At 59.4% G+C, this 22,397-nt stretch carries 15 protein-coding genes; 7 read left to right on the forward strand and 8 right to left on the reverse strand.

The features are described 5' to 3' along the window. Positions 1–234 precede the first annotated feature (234 nt). Positions 235–1,440: a sugar transferase gene (locus ACX3P0_RS10310; protein WP_459088176.1), complete on the forward strand. Its 1,206-nt coding sequence runs from the start codon at positions 235–237 to the stop codon at positions 1,438–1,440. Positions 1,441–1,643: 203 nt separating this feature from the next. Beyond that, positions 1,644–2,948, forward strand: coding sequence for a DUF4214 domain-containing protein (locus tag ACX3P0_RS10315; protein WP_459088178.1), 1,305 nt, complete (start codon positions 1,644–1,646; stop codon positions 2,946–2,948). A gap of 307 nt (positions 2,949–3,255) precedes the next feature. Here the strand turns inward: ACX3P0_RS10315 and ACX3P0_RS10320 are convergent, their stop codons facing one another. After that, positions 3,256–4,341, reverse strand: coding sequence for a porin (locus tag ACX3P0_RS10320; RefSeq protein WP_459088179.1), 1,086 nt, complete (start codon positions 4,339–4,341; stop codon positions 3,256–3,258). Between the two features lie 443 nt (positions 4,342–4,784). Next, positions 4,785–6,188, reverse strand: a complete 1,404-nt coding sequence (locus ACX3P0_RS10325) for a mannose-1-phosphate guanylyltransferase/mannose-6-phosphate isomerase (protein ID WP_459088181.1) — start codon at positions 6,186–6,188, stop codon at positions 4,785–4,787. A 354-nt stretch (positions 6,189–6,542) separates the two neighbouring features. On the opposite strand from ACX3P0_RS10325, the gene ACX3P0_RS10330 reads away from it, so the two are divergent. The 5 genes from ACX3P0_RS10330 (at position 6,543) to ACX3P0_RS10350 (ending at position 12,795) form a co-directional block, all read left to right on the forward strand. Next, a complete protein-coding gene (locus ACX3P0_RS10330) occupies positions 6,543–7,898 on the forward strand; it encodes a phosphohexomutase domain-containing protein (RefSeq protein ID WP_459088183.1) in 1,356 nt (451 codons plus the stop codon). Between the two features lie 243 nt (positions 7,899–8,141). Beyond that, positions 8,142–9,806 (forward strand): hypothetical protein, encoded by a 1,665-nt coding sequence (locus tag ACX3P0_RS10335; protein ID WP_459088185.1) that lies wholly within the window; start codon positions 8,142–8,144, stop codon positions 9,804–9,806. A gap of 40 nt (positions 9,807–9,846) precedes the next feature. Further along, positions 9,847–11,472 (forward strand): DUF6311 domain-containing protein, encoded by a 1,626-nt coding sequence (locus tag ACX3P0_RS10340; RefSeq protein WP_459088187.1) that lies wholly within the window; start codon positions 9,847–9,849, stop codon positions 11,470–11,472. Further along, complete coding sequence (locus tag ACX3P0_RS10345) at positions 11,469–12,443, forward strand: glycosyltransferase family 2 protein (RefSeq protein ID WP_459088189.1); 975 nt, start codon at positions 11,469–11,471, stop codon at positions 12,441–12,443. The genes ACX3P0_RS10340 and ACX3P0_RS10345 overlap by 4 nt, the downstream gene beginning before the upstream one ends. After that, the gene (locus tag ACX3P0_RS10350; RefSeq protein ID WP_459088191.1) at positions 12,409–12,795 is read left to right on the forward strand and encodes a GtrA family protein; all 387 of its coding nucleotides are present in this window, start codon (positions 12,409–12,411) and stop codon (positions 12,793–12,795) included. Before ACX3P0_RS10345 ends, ACX3P0_RS10350 begins: the two co-directional genes overlap by 35 nt. Before the next feature lies 1 nt (position 12,796). Here ACX3P0_RS10350 and ACX3P0_RS10355 read toward each other — a convergent pair whose 3' ends face one another. From ACX3P0_RS10355 to ACX3P0_RS10380, 6 genes are all read right to left on the reverse strand, one after another. After that, positions 12,797–13,921 carry a glycosyltransferase family 4 protein gene (locus ACX3P0_RS10355; protein WP_459088193.1) on the reverse strand — a complete coding sequence of 375 codons (1,125 nt, stop codon included), beginning with the start codon at positions 13,919–13,921 and terminating at the stop codon, positions 12,797–12,799. Between the two features lie 5 nt (positions 13,922–13,926). Next, a complete protein-coding gene (locus ACX3P0_RS10360) occupies positions 13,927–17,592 on the reverse strand; it encodes a glycosyltransferase (RefSeq protein ID WP_459088195.1) in 3,666 nt (1,221 codons plus the stop codon). After that, positions 17,585–18,781, reverse strand: a complete 1,197-nt coding sequence (locus ACX3P0_RS10365) for a class I SAM-dependent methyltransferase (RefSeq protein ID WP_459088197.1) — start codon at positions 18,779–18,781, stop codon at positions 17,585–17,587. The genes ACX3P0_RS10360 and ACX3P0_RS10365 overlap by 8 nt, the downstream gene beginning before the upstream one ends. Then, a complete protein-coding gene (locus tag ACX3P0_RS10370) occupies positions 18,778–19,995 on the reverse strand; it encodes an ABC transporter ATP-binding protein (protein WP_459088199.1) in 1,218 nt (405 codons plus the stop codon). The genes ACX3P0_RS10365 and ACX3P0_RS10370 overlap by 4 nt, the downstream gene beginning before the upstream one ends. After that, the gene (locus ACX3P0_RS10375) at positions 19,992–20,777 is read right to left on the reverse strand and encodes an ABC transporter permease (RefSeq protein ID WP_459088201.1); all 786 of its coding nucleotides are present in this window, start codon (positions 20,775–20,777) and stop codon (positions 19,992–19,994) included. The genes ACX3P0_RS10370 and ACX3P0_RS10375 overlap by 4 nt, the downstream gene beginning before the upstream one ends. Before the next feature lie 257 nt (positions 20,778–21,034). Beyond that, positions 21,035–22,348, reverse strand: coding sequence for an HlyD family type I secretion periplasmic adaptor subunit (locus ACX3P0_RS10380; protein WP_459088203.1), 1,314 nt, complete (start codon positions 22,346–22,348; stop codon positions 21,035–21,037). Between the last annotated feature and the right edge of the window lie 49 nt (positions 22,349–22,397).

The raw sequence follows: 22,397 nt of genomic DNA on the forward strand, positions 1-22,397 counted from the left end.
GATCGGCAGGTCGTCTTCGCCAGCGACGCTGATAGGAATCTCCTCGATCCCCAGCATGGTCCGGCGAGAAATTTTCGAAGACCTGGATGAAATATCCGTTGTTGCTGCTCATCGTCGCTTGACCGGGCAACACGCTCGTTACCGGACACCCCGCCTCGGCCAAAATTTTGCCTATGTAGCCAGCGAGAGAAACGCCCCGCGTAAAAGAAGCGCTGAGTAAGGATCGAGCGTGAAATGCGAATAGCTATCACCGGCGCCAGTGGCTTCCTGGGGAAACAGCTGGTGCTTTTGTTGAAAGGTCATGCAGCATCGCTGTTGCTGGTAGGTAGAGACATCGTCTCCCTGGGAGCCGCGTTTCCGAACGATGAAGTCAGCCGGTACGAGGCCCTATCGGCATCCGCGGTTGGGTGCGATGCCCTGGTTCATCTCGCTGTTCTCAACAACGACAGCAATTCCCCCTGGGAACAGTTCCGGCAGGTCAACGTGACGCTGGCCGTCGAAACGTGCCTTAAGGCACGCGATGCCGGTGTACGAAAGTTCATCTTCCTGTCATCGACCCACGCGCTTGATCCATCGGATAACAGCCCATACGCTCGATCGAAGCGGCAAGCGGTGGACGAACTGGAGAAGATCGTCGGCATCGATCTTGTCGTTTTGTACATCCCAGCAATTGTGGGAGAGCAATTGGCCGGCAAGCTGACCCGGTTGAACCGCCTCCCGCCTCTGTTCAAGCGATGGGCACTTACGCTTCTCAGTGCGTTCAAGCCGACGGCGAATGCCGAAGTCGTGGCGCAGTCGATCATTGAGCACGTCGAGAACCCAAACCGAAGTGGCCGGACGATCCTCAGCAATGACCAGGATGGAAACCCCGTTTATCGCGTCACCAAACGAGCGCTCGACCTGGCGGTAGCGACCGGCATTCTGGTGCTGCTCGGGTGGCTCATGGCCATTATCTGGGCCGTTGTGCGTTTGCAAACGTCGGGGCCCGGCATCTTCAAACAGGTCCGAATGGGCAAGAATGAGGAGGCCTTCACTTGCTACAAGTTCCGGACAATGGTGGTTTCAGCTCCATCCGCGGGAACGCACCAGGTCTCCCACAGTTTTGTCACGCCCGTCGGCAAATTTCTTCGGCGTACAAAACTGGATGAATTGCCCCAGATATTCAACATTTTCAAAAACGAGATGAGCTTGGTCGGGCCGCGACCGTGCCTGCCCTCTCAGACGGAAGTAATTGTCGCTCGGCGAGCGGTGGGCGTGTTCGGGATAAAGCCCGGCATCACCGGCCTGGCACAGGTCAACGGAATAGATATGAGCAGGCCGGGAATTCTGGCCCAATGGGATGAGCGATACCTCCGCTTGCGCACGCTGATCCTGGATATCCGCGTTATCGTATTGACCGTTTTTCGCCTAGGGACGGCTGATAGTACAGATTCCGGCTAAGGAATCTCCATTCTTCCCATGGCTCGACCCTGAAATGTGGCCCCCCCTTATGGATGGCTTTGAGCCGATGGAGGCGGACGAGATCGTCACGAAGTCGCGACAGATTGATGTTCTGGCTTCGCAGGCTGCCGGGGCCGCTCCAACCATCTGTTGAAGTTGGCTCACGCCCGGGGCATGATCGCATCTTCTGGGGGGAGATCGACATGACCACATATGCCGATGATGATGCCTATCCGTTTCTCACGATGGCGTATATCGAGACTCGCTTTGGAAATGAGTGGTTTTCCGGCTCGGGGGTCCTTGTTGGAAGAAATGACGTGCTTACCGCATCCCACCTTGTGTACGATCAATATTACGGCGCCGCCGACGAGATCATAGTCTATTTTTCCTATGACCCAGATTTGATTAACACCCCTTACAACGCCGTATATGCCAACTATTACACAAATTTTGACCCGGACGGCGACGGCTATATCAGCTTCGGAGACGGGCGCCCCGGCAGCAGCCTGGGAGGGGCGGAGCTGGACGTCGCTCTCTTGTCGCTTCCCACCGCCGTGGGGGATGCCCTGGGCTGGATGGGCATGGACTTCTCATTCACGTCTGGAACCGTGAATGTCACCGGCCACCCCGGCGCTTATTCCAACTATATGGTCAACGATGTCGATTATGCGTGGAAAGACACCACCGATCAAACCATCAACATCTCTAACATGGAGATAAATCCCGGCAATTCGGGAGGTCCGATTTGGTACGATACGGGCAATGGCCCCTATGTCATAGGCGTCGTTTCCACGGCTGACGCCGCGCCCAGCCTCTCACCACATGCCCAGTGGCTGAAAGATATCATCAACGACAATGATAAATTCCTCCCCGGTGGCAACAACAATAGCACGGTCATCTATGGAACGGACGGTGACAATCTATTCATAGCGGACGCATCCGTGACGTCGTATGTCGGAATGGCGGGAACCGATACCATCAAGTTCAACGAGGTACGCAACCACTACTACGTAGCGGTTAACGCCACCGGGGATGGTACGGTTGAAAACGCTTCCGGCCATTCATGGTCGCTTTCTGGAATCGAAAGAGTGTCATTCGTGGACGGCACGCTCGCCTTCGATTTCGACGGCAACGCCGGCAAGATGTACCGGCTGTATCAGGCGGCCTTCGACCGAAAGCCCGATGTCGAGGGCTTGAGTTACTGGATCGAGCACCAGGATGATGGGCTGTCGAGCTTGAACGCCGTTGCCGACAGCTTCATTCACTCACCGGAATTCGTCCGCACCTACGGAACGCCCCAGACAGTGACCAACGCGCAATATGTCGAGTTGCTCTACAATCACACGCTCGGACGCATCTCGGATGGACAGGGCTACAATTACTGGGTGAACAAACTCGACCATAACGCCACCAACCGAGGGGACCTCCTGGCCTTCTTTTCGGAAAGCGACGAAAATGTCGCGCGCGTCGAGCCCGATATTCATGACGGAATTTGGCTCATCGCCTGAGGCCGCTCGGCTCATCGCAAAACTGAAGCAGCGGCGGCGATCGGCAGCCTAATGCATGTCGCCCGAAAGTGGGAACCGGTTTCGGGGCACCGACATGCATCAAAACAAGGGCTTGAAGCGCACCCGCATGAATCCATTCAGGTGCGACGCGCTGTAGCGGAGGGCCGAACCCTCAACAAGATGCTTGTCCTATGATTTTGTGGACCGAATAGAGCGTCCTCTTTGCGTCCAATCGGACACACGGCGCGCTAAACAAAAAAACCCGGCGGTTGCCCGCCGGGTTTTTCTTTAGACAGAAAGCGTCGTCTTAGAACGAGCGCTGGAAGCGGATGATGCCACCGATCGAATCGTCGGTTGCGCCAGTCCAGCTGCCGGCACCAGCGACATTGTCGCCTTCGTTGACGTAGTCGACTTCGGCCGTGACGTTGAAGCCCGGAACGATGTCGTAGGAGACGTTCGCTGCAACGGCGAGGGTCTCGTCTTCGTCATACGAAACCTGTGCGTTCAAAGAAGTCTTCTCGTTGAGCTTGTAGGAAGCGCCGCCCCACAGAGCCCAGTTGCCGCCCCAAGGCTTGTAGAAGTTACGAGCGACGTTGTCGTCCGAACCGTAACCGCCCATGATGAACAGCGACAGCTGCTCGGTGGCGTTCACGTCCAAACGGACCTTGCCGGACCATTCTTCCCAGTTGCTGTTGTAGGCTGCGACACCGGAGATGCCACCCCAGCCAGCGGTGTACTTGACGCCGCCAACCACGTGCGGGACGTAGCTGTCGATGACGTCGAAGCCGTTACCGTCGGCGTTGTTGCCCTGCTCGACCGAGACGATCGCCGAGAAGCCGTTGCCGCCGTCGAACGTGTAGCTGATCAGGTTGGTTTCGAAGCCGCCGTAAGGAACCAGCGTATCCTGGATGACGTTACCGGCATAACCCTGGAACGTGTCGAAGACCGACTCGTCAGCGCCGATGCGCAGGCCGCCAAGCTGGATCCAGGCGTAGTTCAGCGAGGTCGAGCTGCTGCCATTGGCGTAGTTGAAACGCGTCTCGGTGTAGGTTTTCAAGGTGCCGAGTTCGGTTTCCTGGCCGGTCCAGGTGCGGAGCGCGAAGCGGCTCTGAACATGGTAGGAGCGGCGAGCGGTGCCGTCCATCACGTCGGTCGTAGCACGGCCGTCGAACGAGCCGGCATCGCCGCCCGAGATGTCGACGCGGACATAGCCGCCGACGCGCAGGCAGGTTTCGGTGCCGGGAATGTAGAAGTAGCCAGCGCCGTAAACGTCGCAGATGCGGACGTATTCAGCGGGTTCCGGCTCGGCGACGACGACAGCGTCGGCGGCGCGCGCACCGGATACTGCGACGAGAGCCGCAGCGGAGCCGAAAAGAAGGCTCTTAATGTTCATTTTCTGACCTCCAGTCAAAAGTTAAAAAACGGGTCTGGGTATTTTTTGCTGAAGGACAGCGTTCCCTGCCCCATCCCCACTACCGAAAAAGATGCGCACCGCGCCGCTTCCTCTTTCCCGACATTACCCATCGGTTAGCAGCGTTCAACCATGATCGCGCCGCCGAAAGCGCCGACGGGTTGCTATCAGCCCCCGCTGTTGCACAAAGAACACATTTTTGCCCGGACTTTAAGCTTTTGTTAGGAGAAACCCGACTTTCAGGCCGAGCCAGAGAGGCGCGGCATGGGCATGGAGTTGGTCGAGTCTTTGATTCTACGTGCCAGTAAGGACGCTCGCACGCCCGTCATATGACCGGCCATGCCGTGTCGCAAAGCGGTAGGGATCGGGGCCGAAGCCCGCTTCCCAAGCAAGCTTCGGCTGCCCGGCCAACGAGCGGCATCTCATCAGTTACGGCCGTACAGATCCTCAAAACGCACGATGTCGTCTTCGCCCAGATAGGAGCCGGTTTGCACTTCTATCAACTCCAGCGGTATCCTGCCGGGGTTCTCCAGGGCGTGAATCTCGCCGAGCGGAATATAGGTCGACTGGTTTTCCGTGAGAATGATCGTGTCGTTGCCTTTTTGAACCTTTGCGGTACCTTTCACCACGACCCAATGCTCGGCGCGGTGGTGGTGCATCTGCACTGATAGTTTGGCGCCGGGTTTCACGGTGATCCGCTTGACCTGGTCGCGCTCGCCGACGTCGATGGAATCGTAATGTCCCCAGGGCCGATGCACTTCGCGGTGAGAGAGATGCTCGGTACGGCCTGACCGCTTGATCTGGTCGACGATCTGCTTGACGTCCTGAACCCTGTCCTTGTGTGCGACCAGGACCGCGTCCTTGGTTTCAACCACGACCAGGTCCTCGACACCGACCAAAGCCACCAGTCTTGAGTCCGAACGGGCGAAGCTGTTCTTGCTCGATATGGCAATGACATCGCCACGAAACGCGTTGCCCGCCTCGTCGTGCGGCTGCGTCATCCAAAGTGCTGCCCAGGACCCGACATCGCTCCAGCGCGCGTCGAGCGGCACGACAACAGCATCAGCCGTTTTCTCCATGACCGCATAGTCCACTGAAATATCAGGGCATTTGCTGAACGTCGCCGCGTCAATCCGGATAAATTGCATGTCGGGTGAAACCGTCGCGGTTGCCGCTGCGCAAGTCTCAGCAACCACCGGATTTTGGGATTTCAGTTCGGCGAGGTAACGGCTGGCCCGAAACATGAACATGCCGCTGTTCCAGAGATATTCACCCGAAGCCACATAGGCATCGGCGGTCGCCAGATCCGGCTTTTCTTCAAAGCGGTCCACGGCATAGCCTGCCCCGATCTCACGGCCGCGCTTTATGTATCCGTATCCGGTTTCCGGCCGGTCGGGCACGATGCCGAAGGTCACGAGCTTGCCCTGTTCGGCGAGCGGAACGGCCGCTTTTACAGCCGCCTGGAAGCGATCGACATCCTGAATGCTATGGTCTGCGGCAAGCACGAGAAGGATCGGATCGTGGCCCGAAGAAACGGCTATGTTCGCGGCCAACGCGATGGCGGGCGCCGTATTTCTGCCCACCGGCTCCAGAATGATCTTGGCGTCCTCGATGCCGATAAGGCGCAACTGCTCGGCGGCCAGGAAGCGCTGCTCCTCGTTGCAAATCACCAGCGGAGCTTCCGGCGTCAGCCCATCGAGACGTTTCAGCGTTTCTTGCAGAAGCGTATGCTCGCCGCTGAAGGCATGGAACTGCTTTGGGAAAAGTTGCCGCGAAAGCGGCCACAGCCGGGTACCGGAACCGCCAGCCATCACAACCGGGACAAACATATGTCTTTCTTCCCCTGCTTTTCGTTGGGCGTTCATATCTAGAACCTCGGTAGAACGCTACACGGAGTTAGAAGCTTTATACGGCGCATTCGTGGCCGCTCGGACGCCGCCACTTTAACGGTACATGGGGCGGAAGCGAGCGGTTTCGGCCCAAGTCGAATGCCGCCACCAGAACGCCGTGCGTCCAATCGGACGCGCCAGGAACGCTCTAACACTTTGATGTAGCATCGGAATAATCCGGGCGCCACGACAACGCCGCGCTTTTTGCCGATTGCTTTTGCTTGCGCTCCCGAATAACTGGGCGCAACTCTAACGTTGGCCTCGGACCCGGTTGTCCGATACGCGGAAAGTGAAATGTCGTCGCCTTTCAAAGCCTATGATGTCCGGGGAAAGATTCCAGGCGAGATAAACGTACCGTTCGCCTATCGTTTCGGTCAAGCGGTCGCCCATCTGCGCGGCCCGGCGACTGTCGTGGTCGGGCACGACATGCGCCAGGACAGCCCCGCACTTGCCGATGCCATGGCCCAGGGCTTGCTTGACACCGGCGCCAGCGTTCTGCCGCTCGGGCAATGCGGGACCGAAGAAGTCTATTTTCACACCGGCGCACTTGGCGCCGATGCAGGACTGATGGTGACGGCAAGTCACAATCCCGAGGATTACAACGGCATCAAGATGGTACTCGCGGGGGCAGCCGCGGCCACCCGCGACAATGCGCTGGATGCGATCGAGGCGCTGGTGCTTTCGGATTCGCCGATCGAACGTGTCAGCGATTATAGCGCGCGCGGCCGGCTCGCCCGGCCCGTGTCGCGCGCTCCCTATATCGAGCGTCTTCTCAACCAGGTTTCCACGCGCGCGCTGAAGCCGATGAAGATCGTCTGTCATGCAGGAAACGGCTGTGCCGGGCCGATCATCGATCTTCTGGAGCCGCATCTGCCGTTCGAGTTCATCAAGGTCGATCACGAGCCCGATCCGTTTCTGCCGAACGGCATTCCGAACCCTCTCCTGCCGGAAAAACGCGTGCGGGCGAGCCGGGCAGTCGTCGAACACCAAGCCGATCTCGGCATAGCGTGGGACGGTGATTTCGATCGCTGCTTCTTCTACGATCACACCGGAGCGTTCGTGGAAGGCTATTATCTCGTCGGTATGATCGCCCAAAGCCTGCTGCGCGATCATCCGGGAGAAACCATCCTCTACGACCCGAGGCTGACCTGGAACACGATCGACCTGGTCGAGGCAGCGGGCGGCACGGCCAGGATTTGTCCCACCGGCCATGCCTTTTTCAAGGACAAGATGCGTCGCGAAAACGCCCTTTATGGCGGCGAAATGAGCGCGCATCACTATTTCCGGGATTTCAGCTTCTGCGATTCCGGGATGCTCACCTGGCTGCAAGTCGTGACTGAGCTGTGCGAGCGCGGGCTTTCGCTCCAAGAGGTTGTGGCCGAACGCATCCGGGCCTTTCCATGCTCGGGCGAAATCAATTTCACCGTCGCCGACGTAAGGCAAACCCAGGACCGCATCGCCCGGCACTATATGCCGGCTAACCCGACCATCGAAACTCTGGACGGAATCGGCATGGAATTCAGCGACTGGCGCTTCAATTTGCGCGCATCCAATACAGAGCCGCTGCTTCGCCTGAATGTCGAGGCGCGTGGCGACCGACGTCTTCTGGAAGAGAAAGTAGATGAGTTAAGCCGGCTCATCCAGGGGTAGCGCGCGCTACCTTGACGTGCATTCGCCCATTCAGGGCATTCCCGGCCCGCAAATCTTACGGATGCACATTCATCGCGCAGCAAGAAGTAAGCGCGGCCGTATTCCTGTCTGCTTCGTCTGGGCGAGAGCGCCGATCGCAGACAAGAAACTGTTCGCCAAAGGGCTCTTGATGCTCTATGTTCCGGTTTCACACGAGATTCTCTTCGTCGATCAGGCCAATGCCTCCTAAGTCCGGACCTTGCGATGGCCGATATCTTAACGTTTTACGGCTTCAGAAAACGGGTTGCCGCGGCGGACGACTCAGAGAATTTGCAGTATGCGGCCGAACCGCGGGATACAACCCCGGGGCATACGCCGAACGGCCTTGAGGCTCATCTTGCCGTTTCGCAAGCCGCGTGTGACTGGACCAACCAGGAGCTTGCCGACCTTTACCGGGTCGAGGCGCTGCTCGCACAAGCCAACGTCCGCATCGAAACCACACGGGGCACCAGCGACGAGGGCGATCCCTGGTTCGTTTTCTGCCGGGCTGACGGCGAGGTGTTCGTGCATCTCGCGCGCATCGACGGCATGTATATACTGGACAGTCCAAAGCTCGATATCGTGCTTACCGGCCCCAGTTTCGCGGCCCTTATCGATCGCTTCTCCAATGCGGTCGTGCTGTGTGCGCCGACGGGTAATATCGTACAGCTTCGCCCATTCTCGAGAAATTCGGTCGTGCGCATCCATCCTGCGGCGATGCTGGCAGCTTTGGTGTGGTCCCTCTATCTTGCCTGCGACAACATGGTTGGCAACGCACATGCCGGGGAACTGGAGCCTGCCACGGATGGCGGACACCTGACACCTATCCCAGGACTGGACGTGGACGCAGGTGCCGACAAGGCGCAGACCCGGCTTGAATCCGACCGCAAGCTTGCGGCGGTGGATAACCATGCGCCCGTGGCCAACCAAACCGACCATTTCCGCGTCTTGGCAGCCTCCGACGGGTTTTCCTGCAATGTGGCGAACGCCGCTGCCGGGATCGCCATCGGCCTGACGACGATTGCGATCTCTTTCGGGCTCTTTGACCGGGATATCGAGGCCACCCAAAACGCCGCCAAGATGGAGATGAGCGAAGGGCTGCAGAGCACGTCAGACCTCGCCCACGTGACCTCGCTCCCGTTGAGCTTCACGCCGATCGAGAAGTCCTTGTCGGAAATCAAGGAAGAGACCCCGGCGGAATCGGTGGCGACTGCGACGAACCCGACCGGGCTTACGCTGAATACCGGCGAGCATATGCGAGAAGTCGCAATGCAAATCGATACCGAGATAGCCGTCGACAAGATGGCGCAATCAGCCGCCGAAAAAGCCTCCTGGCCGCTGGCGGTCGACAAGGCCGTGGTGACGACGTTTACGCATACTTTTTCCTCACAGACTTCCGATCTTGCCGAGACGGCATCCTCGGTCGACGCGAAGGATCTGCAAGCGTTGATCACGCTTGCCACGGAACATCTCGGTCAGCTCTCCACCTACAACATCGTCGGTCTCAGTGTGGATGCGACCTTCGATGTATCTACCCTTAGCAAGCAGGTCGCGCAGTACGTCTTGGCTGATCTGACGGGCGGGCCGGACAGCACCGAAACGCCGCTTAATAACGCCGACGCCCAGCTACCCGACAACGGTTCGCATACGGATTTAATCGCGCAATATCTTCCTTATGACGACGCTGCCAAGAGCTTTGTCTATCAGTTCCTCCTTAACTCGCACACGATCGAGATGATCCAGTCCGGCAATTCGATCGTCTTTTTCGACACGACGCTGACAGGCGATCCCAACGATCAAGCTTATACCGTGAGCTGGATAACGGACGATCACACGATCGTCTCCACCATTGGCCACGCGCAGGATTTCGCCGACCTCGTGCTGGCTTGATAGCACCACATCGTTGGCAAAGGTTTCATCAGGAGTGGGAATGCTGTCCACGGCGACTCTTCGGGGCCTCGGACTCAAATCCTCAGGCCCGGTCGGCCTTATCCTTTCGATTCTTTTCGGCGCGCTTTTCGCATTCGTGGTGACGCCAAAGGGCTTTATCGCAGGGACGTCCAGCTACTGGCACACCCAGGTCGAAGACATCGCGCAGTATCTCTCGGGCTATCTGGCTTATCTAAACGCGCCCTGGTCGCTACCGCTGCTGGCCATCCCTTCCTTGAACTGGCCGGCGGGAACCGTCGTCACGTTCGTGGACGCGATCCCCTTATATTCTCTGTCGCTGAAACTCCTTTCGCTGATGGTCCACCTGCCGGAGAATCCGTTCGGCATATGGGTGCTGTTGTGCTTTGCCTTGCAAGGCGCCGCAGCCTGGTTTGCGGCATCGCAGTTGCGCGAGGACGATTGGTGGGCGCTGGGGCTTGTCGTATTTCTGTGCGTGCTGATGCCGACGCTGACGGCGCGTATGGGTCATCTCAGCCTGCAGGCGCATTTCATCCTGCTCTTTTCGCTCGGCCTGTATATCCGTACCCAGCGGCTGCAACGAAGCGTCATCGGTTGGTGGACACTGCTTCTCGTCGCGGCGTTTTACATCAATTTCTACCTGACCGCGATGGCGCTGGTCGTGTTCGGCGCATGCCAGATCGATCTCTACCGCAAGACAGCCAACCGGAGAGATCTGGCGGTCATCGCCGTGCCCGTCATCGCGATCGCCGCCACCATTTTGCCCATGCTTGGTGCCGCCTTCGGCAAGGCCGTGCCAGACACAGGTTTCGGCTACTATTCCATGAACCTGCTGGCCCCCATTGCGCAAGGCAGCCTGATTTCGATGCCCTTCTTCGTGGATGCCACGGGGGGCCAATATGAAGGCTACAACTACCTCGGGCTGGGCCTGATTGCGTTGATTGCGCTGTCTTTCTCGCGTTGGGCGCGCGTGGACGCCGAATGGAAGCGGCCGGGGTATTTTCTCGTGCTGGCCCTTGTTGCCTTTACAGTCTACTCGCTTTCGAACGAAATCTATCTCGGCCCGGTGCATCTGTTGCATGTTCGTGTCCCCGGCGCTTTTGATTCATTGTTCGAGACGTTCCGCTCCTCCGGGCGGTTTTTCTGGCCCGTCGCCTATGCGCTGGTGCTCTTTGCGGTCATACGCTTCGTCCATCTGCCGACGGCTACTCGAATTTGCCTGGCCGTGGCTGTCATTCTCGTCCAGTGCGTGGATTTGCAGCCTAGTTTCGCCCAATTCAAACAGGCGCTGAAGCGGGAGGCCAACGAGCCGGCCAATATAGCCCAGTGGAATGCGGCTCTTGCAGGCGTGACTACGATACATGCGTTTCCGAAGTTCAAGTGCAACGGCGCCCTGATGCGCGAGATCCTGCCCCTGCAGATGGTAGCGGCCAGGGGCGGCTATAACCTCACCACCGGCTTCATCTCGCGTTACGGCGCGGACTGCGACGCCATTGCCCCCGAGATCGCCGCTTCCGATCCCAGGACTTCCGCCTATGTTTTTACCCGCGCCCAGTTCACCGACGAGCAGATCGCATCATACGTGCCGGCGGGTACGCAGTGCCGTCAGCTTGACATATGGATGGTGTGCAGGAAAGAACGGGAATGAGCGGTGTAGAACTTTCGATCGTCGTCCCCTGCTACAATGAGGCCGCCGGAATAGAGGCCTTCTGGGAGAGGTTGACGAAGGCTGTCGTCCCCCTGGGCATCAGTTGGGAAGCGATCTTCGTCAATGACGGCAGCAGCGATGGCACGCTGGAGGCGATCTCGCGGCTTGGATCGGAAACCGGGGCCTTGCAGATTATCGACTTCAGCCGCAATTTCGGGAAAGAGGCCGCCATAACCGCCGGTCTGGACCACTCCCGGGGCGCGGCCGTGGTGATCATCGACGCCGATCTCCAGCACCCGCCCGAGACTATCCCGCAAATGGTGGAACTGTGGTCGAGAGGCACGGAAGTGGTTTTGTGCAAGCGCACGAACCGCGACATGGAATCCCCGTTGCGGGCGTTCATGAGCGGCTTGTTCTACAAGCTTGCCTCGCGTCTGTTCGAGGTGGAAATACCACGCGATGTCGGCGATTTCCGCCTCATGGACCGGGCCGTCGTCGACGCGCTTGGCCGGCTTCGGGAAAACCAGCGGTTCATGAAAGGCCTGTTTGCCTGGATTGGGTTCCGTACCGAAACCATCACGTTCAACGTCGAGCAACGGGCGCATGGCGCCACAAAATTCCGCTTCTGGAAACTGCTGAGTTTCGCCGTCGATGGCATCACCAGTTTCAGCACCGCGCCGCTGCGACTGTGGTTCTATCTCGGTCTCATCCTGTCGCTGCTTGCCGTCGGCTATGGCTTGACCATCACGCTCAGCGCCCTGCTGTTCGGCAACCAGGTTGCCGGCTATCCATCGATCGTGGCACTTGTCACATTGTTGGGCGGCTTGCAGCTCGTCGGCATTGGCATGCTCGGCGAATATGTAGGCAGGACGTACAAGGAAGTGAAGTTCCGGCCCCTCTACGTTATCCGCAAAGCGTCTGTGCAAGAGCCGAAGAATGTTCAAGTTTCCGGCACCCGACAGCCGTCGTGAATTCCTGACCTTTTGCGTCATTGGCGGCGCGAACACGCTCGTTCATGGCGCGATCGTGTTGCTGCTCGCCGGACACCTGTCCATCGATCAAGTCACCTCGAACGTCTGCGGCTTTCTGGCCGCAAATTTCGTTTCCTTCATATTGAACTCGATTCTCACTTTCCGGGTTCCTGTTGTTTTCATGAATTATTTCAAATTCCTGTCGTCGTCGCTCGTCACGCTCGGTATTATCGTCGTGCTTTCCTCTATTACACAGTATTTTTCAATCAATTATCTTTACGCACTGGTTGGCCTGATCGTCCTGTCGCCGATCCTCAATTTTCTGATCTTGAAACGCTTCGCGTTTCGGTAGCTCAGAGCCCGTCTCTGGACGTCGGCTTGCGATGCGCGAACAGGCCCAGCAATTCCTGCGCGGCCTTGTCCCAATCGAACCGCGCCACATTGCCTGCGGCAGCCTCCGATAGCTGCGCCCTCAGCTCGGACGACGAGATCAAGCGAGCCAACCCATCCGCGATCGCGTCGACATTGAGCGGGTCGACCAGCACCGACGCGCCGTGCGCCACCTCGGGCATGGAAGATAAATTGGCGGTAAGCGACGGCAGCCCATACCGCATCGCTTCCACCAGCGGCAGACCAAAACCCTCGTAGAGAGAGGGCATGGTCAGGAACAGCGCGTTTTCGTAAAGCGTGGAAAGTTCGCGCTCATCGACATACCCCGTCAGATGGACTTTCCCCTGCAATCCGAGCGACGCAACGGTCTTTTCAAGATCGACGTCTCCCCACCCGCGGCCGCCGGCCACGACGAGGTCCGCTTGTTGCATCACCTCGGAGGGTAGAGTGGCATAGGCTTGCAGCAGCCGGCCAAGGTTCTTTCTCGGCTCAAGCGTGCCGACAAACAGCATGTAGGGCCGCGTAATGCCCCATTTCGTCAGATATTCAGGCGGGTGTCCGCTCGGCCGGGGGGAAACGCCGGGATAGACCCGTGTGATGGGTGCCTTAAGCTTCGGAAAAGTCCGTGTGATGTCCATCTTCGTATGCCCGGACACGGCAACGATAGCGTCGGCCCGCCGCAGCGCCGGCGGCATCAGCACCCTCTCGACCAGCCGGCTCGCCGGCGCCATCGTATTGCCGGCAAAGCGCCAGACCAGATCATGGATCGTCAGGCAGCCGAAAATCTCTCGCGGAAGCCCAAGCGGCAGCCGATGCGCCGGACCCCAGAACACGTCGGGGCGATCGCGGCGCACCTGGAGCGGCAGCACCAGCTGCCCCCATAGAAAACGGCGGGCCCCGCCCTGCATGACCGTTATGCGCTCCTTATAGCGCCCGGTGCCCAGATGCAGCGGATGGATCAATGGCCCCGGCGCGTAAAGAACAAGGTCCGCATTCGCGCGCAGCAGCGCATTGACCATTTCATGCGTGTAGCGACCGATGCCGGTCAGGGGCCGAGCCAACAGACGCGCATCGACGCCGATCCGCATCGGCTTTAGCGTTCCAGATCGGAAGGCGGCGCTGGCCTGTCGCGAAATAACCCCTTCAGCATGCCGTTCAAGCGGCGGCCCAACACGGGATAGGCGTGGCTGTCGCGCCACTTCCGCGCTCGCCCCACCCGCTCCAGGAAGTCAGGCTCTCCGGCAGCAGCGGCCGCTGCGATGCGTTCCAGCCCCTGCGCGATATGTTCGGGCGTCGTACCCGGCAGCTTGAAGACGCTTTCCTCCAGGTCCTGAAAGATCGGCAGCGGGGTCACGACGACAGGCTTTTCCGCCGCCAGGCCATAGCGTACCGCGCCGCTCGCCGATTCGGTTGTCTCTTGATAGGTGTAGGCGATCAGATCGGCGCTGGAGAGCAACGCCAGGCTATCCTCGTCGCTGAGGAAATCGGTGCGCAAGTCGACATAGGGCCACAGCCTATATTTGCCGATAAGCGTCTTCGCCTCCTGGATCAGCCGATAGGAAGTGTCGGCCGGAAACTCGGCGTTGACCAGCCGCAGGCGGAAGTCGAGCCCCTTGCCCCGCAGCAGATGGATCGCCTCGATCAACTCCAGCAGCCCCTTGTTGGGCAGGAAGAAACCATAGCTCGCCACCGTGACCCGGCGGCTGCCGCGGCCTCCAGATGGTGCTGCAGCAGTCGAGGACCGTCTTGGCGCCAATACGCCGTGTGGGAATAGCGAGACGTTCTCGACCAGCCCCAGGCGCTTGAGCCTGTTCATGTCGTCGACCGAATGCACCAGCAGGCGGTCGCAGCGGGCAAGTGCGGAAACAAGCATTTCCAGCTTGCGATGCGGTTCGTGAGCCGGATCGATCGTGGCGTGGAGGGTGACGATTACGGTCTTGCCGGCATCCGCGAGGCGGTGGAGGAAGGCGGCGAAGCGTTCAAACTCGTAGAACCCGTAATTGAACTGGACCACGAGCAAATCGAGCTTCCACGTCTCGATGGCCGCCAGCACATCGGCGAAATCGTCGGATTTGCCTTCATGCCAGCAGCGGACGACGTTGTCGCCGTCCTTTCCCAGTATCTGGTCCGTATGGCCGGCCAGGATCACGGTGGGCAGCCCGAGCACGTCGATGAGGTGCTGGGAGTAAGTCGCAATGCCGCAACGCTTGTTGTAAGTCGACATCCAGCCGACTTTCGGGTCTGCGAGGAATGATGCCTCGGCGGCTTGCGCTGCCGCTTGCACATTGCGTCGCGCCACTGCGGCCCAGCCATAGTCCTCCAGAAGCCCCTTTGGAACGGGAAGACGCGGCTGGCCGGCCTTGCGGCGGAAGGCGTCAGTCATCAGCAAAGCCAGGTGATCACCGTCCGGCTCGGCCCACACGCTTTCAGGCTTGTCGGGCTGATGCGTTTCCGCGCGCGCAAGGCTGAAGTCGATAAGATCGGCATTGTCTCCGGTGCAAAAATCCATCTGCCCGCTCCAGCCGGTAGCGATCACGTGCAATCCGCACAGCATCGCCTCGGCGATCGGCAGGCCGAAGCCTTCCGCGCGGCTGGGCGCGACCAGCGTATCGCACTGCTGGTAGAGCGCTTTCAGTTCACCATCGCCGATGTCGTCCATGATCAGCAGCACGGCGGGATAGGCCGGATTGGCCGCGCGGCGCTCGGCCAGCATTTCCTCGATATGGTTGTGCGGGTTGCGAAACGTCTTGATGACGAGAAGAACGTCATCCTTTTCGCTGAAACTCTTGCCGTAGCTGTCCAGCAGCACGTCCGTTCCCTTGCGCGGGAAACAGGAGGAGACGTGCAGAAAGGTGTAGCCGGCAGTCGCGACCTTGTAATCCTTGTCTGCCTCGACACGCTCCCAATGGTCGATGCCATTGCCGACCACCGAGATCGGTATCGAAACCCCGCTATCGACAAGCAAGCGCTTGACGTGTTGCGACGTGACGGTGGCGAACTGCAGGCTCTCGTTAAAACCCTGGGCATAGTCGAAGGGAAACCCGGTCTCTTCCCAGGCGTAATTGTGCATCCCGTTGATGCGGGCATCCATGTCGGCCACGCGTGGCGGGTACATGTTGCGGCTGACGACGTCCACGGCACCGGCAGGCGTCGCCGACGCGCGTTCATGCAGCTTGTTAAGGTCGGGATTGGCGGAGAGGAAAGCAGCGTCAGGTTCGAATTCACCTGGCCCTTCCGCCGAAAGCAGCGACACGGTCGCGCCACCGGCTTCAAGCGCACGCGCCAGTTCGCGATTGACCACGGCCAGGCTGTAGGTTGAATCGAACGGGCCTTCGAGCCGCCACTGCATGGGGCTGGAAAGCCCCCCCGCGCGCAGCCGGGCCTCGGCGGCCGTCCGGTTGCGCACTACGGCCTCGGCGAATTGGATGAGATCCTGCTCGCTCGCTTTGGGACGCAGGGGCTGCAGGGCGCTCAGCAGTCTTTCCTGACAGCGCTCGATGCGCGACAAAGCCGCGGCCCAGTCTTCCGGCGGTTCCGAGACGGCAGCGGCCTTCTTGATGGCCGCAAGGGCCAGTTCACCGCTATGCTGCCAGGAGAACGTGGCCGCCTGTTGCAAGCCGCGCTCGGCAAGGCGGGCACGCAAATCGGCATCGGTCAGGGCCGCTTGCATTTTCGCGGCCATGTCGTCGACCGACAGCGGGTCGAACATGGCCTCGTCATTGCCGATCACCTCGGGGAGGCTGGATGTATTGGCGGCAAGGACGACGGTGCCGCACTGCAAGGCCTCAAGGCAGGGAAGCCCAAACCCTTCATGCAGCGACGGAAAGACGAAAAGGCTGGCCAGATTGTAAAGCCGGATCAGATCGTCGTCGGCGACATAGCCTAAAAATTTCACCGCATCCTTTGGCAACCCCTGCCGGCGCGCCACGTCCTGGAGTGCGAAACGATCGAGTTCCGATATCGAGCCGGCGAGCACGAGTTGATGGCTTTCGCGAAGCTCGTCCGGAAGACGGGCGAACGCCTCGACCAGGCGAGCCAGGTTCTTCCGTGGATCGCTGCCGCCGGTATAAAAGATGAACGGCTTTTCGAGCCCGAACGTGGCTCTTATGTTTTTCTTGTCGGCTGCCGAAAGCTCCAGCACGCGGAATTGCGAATCCGCAGCCTCGGAGGCGTTGACGATCATGTCCGGGGCCACGCCGAGAAACTCGACGGCCTCGGCAAAGGAAGATTGGGAGATGGTGACGATGCCGGCGCTTTTCTTCAGCTCCTCCAGCTTGGCCAGATAGTGCCTTTTGAAATCCGGTGCCTTGTCCAGATAGTCCTGCCGGTACACCATCGGGATAAAGTCATGCACCGCGGTGACGACCGGCACCGACGAAAGGCGACCGATGCTAAGGACGGCGCTATCGATATAGCCCTCGAAGAATGAGGGGCAGAAGACCACATCGGGTCTTATCATCTCGATATAGGCTTCCCGTAACAACGCCGAGGCGCCGTGGCGCCAGCGCAGCCGTGGCGAACGATCTTCGCAATGGTCCAGCAATTCAACGACATGGATATTGCCCGGCCTGACAAGACCGTCGAATACCCGCCGTATCGCTGGCAGCGTCTCGGGAAAAGTCGAGTTGACGAGCAAATGGATAACATTCTCGCCAGCTTGCTCGGCAATCGCCTGAACCAGCGAATAGGCATAGCGGCCGAGGCCGCGAAACCGGCTCTCCGTCTGGCAGGCCTGCATATCAATCAGGATGTCAGTCATTCTTCCCCACGCCCAGACGCTCGCTCAAGGCCCTGTAAAGTTGCCGCCCCTTCGGAGACAGGCTGGAGACCGTTACGTCGTGCTGAAAATGCTGGCTCTGCGCCCAGTTGCCGAGCGGCCGCAGGAAGGGACGCATCCGCACCTGAATGCCTGGAAAGCGGTCCAGCACCCACTTGCCGGCGACACGGACCCGGGGGTTGGAGGCGGCCAGCATCAAAAGCCGCCTTGTCGTTTTCGTGCCTAATGCCGCGAGCGCTGCAGGCGCGCGGGCTGCCTTGGCCTTGGCGTCGCCCAAGAGCCGGCTTGCGACGCGCAGTGGCCTGGTGATCCGCCAAGACGTACTCTCATAGACGGCGGCAAGCCGCTGCTGATAATCGACGAACTCGCGCAATTGATCGCGAAGATCCGCCACATGGTTCTCCACGGACCTGATCTCCTGGCGGATGCCATGTTCGAAACGCCCCGAGAGCGTGTCCAGGGTAAGTCCGTAGTCCGCGGCAAATAACGGGTCGAACTGCGCCAGGAATTCCGGCTCGCCGGCTTTCTGCGCGATCACGGCATAATCGGGGCTCACGCCACGGAAAACGTCGATCAGCCGCACCGTATCGGCATCCAGCAGCGATTTCCGCTCCTGCAGGCGCAGAACCTTGCATCGGGCAAAGCCGTGATAGCGTGGAAGGAAGGAAAGCAGGCCCGGCGGCAACGGCTTGTTGTGCGTCGGGTCCATATGAAAGCTCAGCGTGCCGACATCGAGGTTTTCGGCATTCGGCGTCTCCAGGATGAGCAGGCCGCCAGGGCGAAGCACCCGGTGCGCCTCCGCAATGAGGGTCTGAAGCACCTCGAATGGAAGATGCTCGGCAATGTGGAAGCCGGAGACTACCGCCTGGCTGCCATCGGCCAGCGCGCGCAGGAACGCGATGGCATCCATGTTGCGCGCCGACAGGCCGCGAGAAAAACACTCCTGCAGCATGCCCTCATCGAGGTCGACCCCCTGGGCCTGCATGCCGTGTTCGCCGGTAAGTTCCAGCCATTCGCCCCGGCCACAGCCGAGATCGGCCAGTTCCGCGCCTTCGGTCGACTGGGTGAAGGGGCGAAGGAAAGGCAGGTAGACGGCCAGGCGCTCCAGAATCTCCTCGCGCCTGCCGCGAAAATTCGCCTCGAACTCATGGTAAAATGCGTGGTCCGTCATTGCGTCCGCTCCAGCTTGGGTGGCGCCCAGGACATGCCGACGAAGCGGGGCTTGTCCGTGTTGATGACGGAAAACGTCAACGCAAGATCCTGCCAATGGTAACTGCGGCCCAGATGCGTGTCGCCCTCATGCAGGGCGACCGCGACGGAATAGTTTCCTTCGCCGAAATTGGCGTCAAAGGTAAAGCCCAGGGACAATTCCTCCCCGGCCTGCCGCACCGCAAGGGGCTCGCCAAGATGGTACGTATTGGTGCCGAAAACGGGTTGGCCGAGCCTGTCCTTTATCATGTAGCCAACAACGAGATTGGGAATGTCGGCAATAAGACGGATATCGAGACGCAGGGTAACGCGCTGGCCCACCTTCAAGATGTCGATCTCGGCGCCGTCTGCATCCAATAAAGCTACCTTGTCGATCACCGCCTCGCCGTTACCGGACGTCGTGCGTATGCGGCCATCCTCGCCGATTGTCTGGCTGACCGTGTAGCCCTCTTTTTCGGCAATGATGGCATTGTACACGTCCAGCACGCTTTCGGGATCGCCATCGGAGCGAATGGTGCCCTTGTCGATCAGGATGGCACGGTCGCAGAGTGAAATGATGGCGGCACGGTCATGCGAAACGAGCAGCAGCGTCGTGCCTTCGGCGCGGAACTGTCGGATGCGGTCGAAGCTCTTGTGCTGAAAGTAAGCATCGCCCACCGACAAAGCCTCGTCCACGATCAGGATCTCGGGACGTACGGCGGTGGCGACCGCGAAGGCGAGCCTTACCTGCATGCCGCTCGAATAAATACGGATCGGCTGGTCGAAATACTCGCCGATCTCGGCGAATTTCTCGATGTCGGGCAATGCCGCCTCCGCCTGCATGCGCGAAAGGCCCATCAGCGCGGCCGTATTCAAGGTATTGGCCCGGCCCGTCATATCCGGGTTGAAGCCCATGCCCAGTTCCAGCAGCGCCGCCACGCGCCCATCGATAAAGACATTGCCGCTGGACGGCTGTATCGTTCCCGCCAATATCTTCAACAATGTGCTTTTGCCGGCGCCATTCTGGCCGACGATGCCGATCGCTTCGCCTGCACTGACGTCAAACGTGATGTCGCGCAGTATCTGCTTTTCCTGCGTGACCCGTCCCGTTGGGAGGAACCAGGAGGCAATTCGCCGCCATTCGGACTTGTAGGCCTTGAAACTCTTGGCAACCGCCTCGACTCGCAGGACGATCATAGGACGTCCACCATATCGGCGTTGGCGCGCCGGAAAAGAAAGATCGAAAAGGCGCAGATTGCCAACGCCAGCACGAGCAGCACGAGCATCCCCCAAAGCGATGGGAAACGATGGTAGACAATCGCCTCGTGGTACGCCGTGACGATCTGGAAGACCGGGCTCAATCGAAGATAGGCGAGATATTTTTCGGGGATTCCGGTCGCCGGATACACGATCGGCGTGAACCAGAACAGCAGTTGCAGGATGATCGGCATGACCTGTTCGACATCGCGAATGAAGACGTTGAGTACGCCGAGCGTGATACCGATGCCCGCCGCCAGCAGCGCCACGATTGGCGCCAACAAAAACACGGTCAAGATGCTCCAGCCGACTTCGTGGCCGAGCAAGTAAAAGATGACCACCATGACGACCAGCAGCATGACATTATTCAGAAGCGCCGAGCCGATCTCGATCAGCGGCAGCGTAATGCGCGGAAAGTTCATCTTCTTGATGATATTGGCGTTCTTGACGAATACCTTCATGCACCGGTCAAGCACTTCGGAGAACAAATTCCAGCCGAGCAACCCCGCCATGAGATAAATAGCGTAGCCGTAGGATCCCTCGATTCCAGGTATCCGGGCGGCCAAAAGATTGGACAGGATAAAGGCGTAGATCATGACCTGCGACAGTGGATGCAAGATCAGCCACACGCCGCCCAACTTGCTGCGGACAAAGCGCATATAGAAATCGTTCCAGATCGAGGTCAGAACGAAAAAACGATATTTCCACAGATGTCGAAGCATGCGTTCCTAATGATAAATCCGACGCCTTTGCCGCAGCGTGCCCGATCAGGATCGGAGCCTTCTAAGCCGGATAGTTGGAATTGTCACCCTCATTCCCGTAGCCGGTTTCCATGCAAAGCTGCACGCTTTGCACACGTTCCGGGGTCTGCCTGTTAGCGCATCAGAGCGCCGTGCGTCCCTTCGGATGCGCGGCGCTCTGATGGATGAGGGGTCGCAAAAGCGCCCTCTTGTCGCAGAACCGATGGCGGCCGGCCGGGCTATTTTTCCTTCATGCTCTTGTGGAACGTGTCGGTCAACGGCTTGATAAGATACTCCACCAGCGTGCGTTCGCCCGTGGCGATGATGACGTCGGCCGGCATGCCGGGCAACAATCGGCCGCGCAAATCCATCGGAATGGTCTTCGTGTCCACCTGGATGCGCGCCTGGTAATAAGGCTCCTGATTGGCTTGCGTCGGCTCGATCACGTCCTGGGACAGCACGGTCACCTTGCCGAAAATGGCTGGCGTCGTTCGTGCCGAGAAGGAAGAAAAGCGGACCTCCGCATCGAGACCCACATGAACGCTATCGATGTCGATCGGCTGTATCTTGGCGGATACGACCAAATCGTCGTCAAGCGGGATGATGTCCAGGACCGGCTCGGCGGGGCGGATCACGCCGCCAATCGTGTGGACGCGGATGTTTTGCAGCATTCCATAGACGGGCGCGCGGATCACGGTGCGATTAAGCACATCGCGAGCGACGTCGGCACGTTCACTGGTTTCGTTGAGCTGATCGCGTATGTCACGCATCTCGTTGCCGGCGCGTTCCACGAATTCCTGGTTCACCTGGACGATCTGGAGCTTCGTCTCCGAGACGGTCTGCTGCAGCTTCGCGATCTCCGATATTATCTGACCGTAGTTGCCCTGCATATCCAGTTTGGCCCGCTGGACCGAGGCCAATTGGTTCGTCGCGACAACGCCGCGGTCGTTGCCCTTGGTAAGCCGCACGATTTCTTCACCGAGAGAAGTGACCTGTTCGTCGATCGCGGTTTTCTGCTGCTGGAGGCCGACCACGGCTTCCCCGAGCTGGCTGATACGATCGTTGAGTATGCCGATCTGGCCGTCACGCGTCCGCTTGCGATCGGCGAATATGGTCTGTTGCAGCTTGATTGACTGGTTCACCGTCTCGTCGACGGATCCCTTCAGGTCTTCAGGCAAATCGATGGCGTCGGCGGCAGCACTTTCCGCGTCGAGCCGAGCCTCCGTCACCCGCAGCACGGAACGGCGGTTCTGCAGCATCGAATAAGAACCCTGCGCCTGGGTCGGATCGAGCTTGATCACGATATCACCAGGCTTGACGACCTCGCCTTCCTTGGCCAGGATTTCGGAAACGATACCGCCTTCCAGGTGCTGGATGGTCTTTCGGTTCGATTCAACCGACACGACGCCGGCAGCGACCACGGCGCTGGCCAGGGGCGCCGTGGCAGCCCAGGTACCAAACACACCGAATGTCAGGAATAGCGTGACATATCCGGCGGCGATGTACCGTGCGGGTGAAAATTTACTCTGATCGGCGGCGGTAATTTTCTTCATGATCTATCCGACTGGGGATAAGTGATTATGCGTTGGATCGCTTCGCCTG

It is taken from the genome of Mesorhizobium sp. A556, assembly GCF_054489545.1.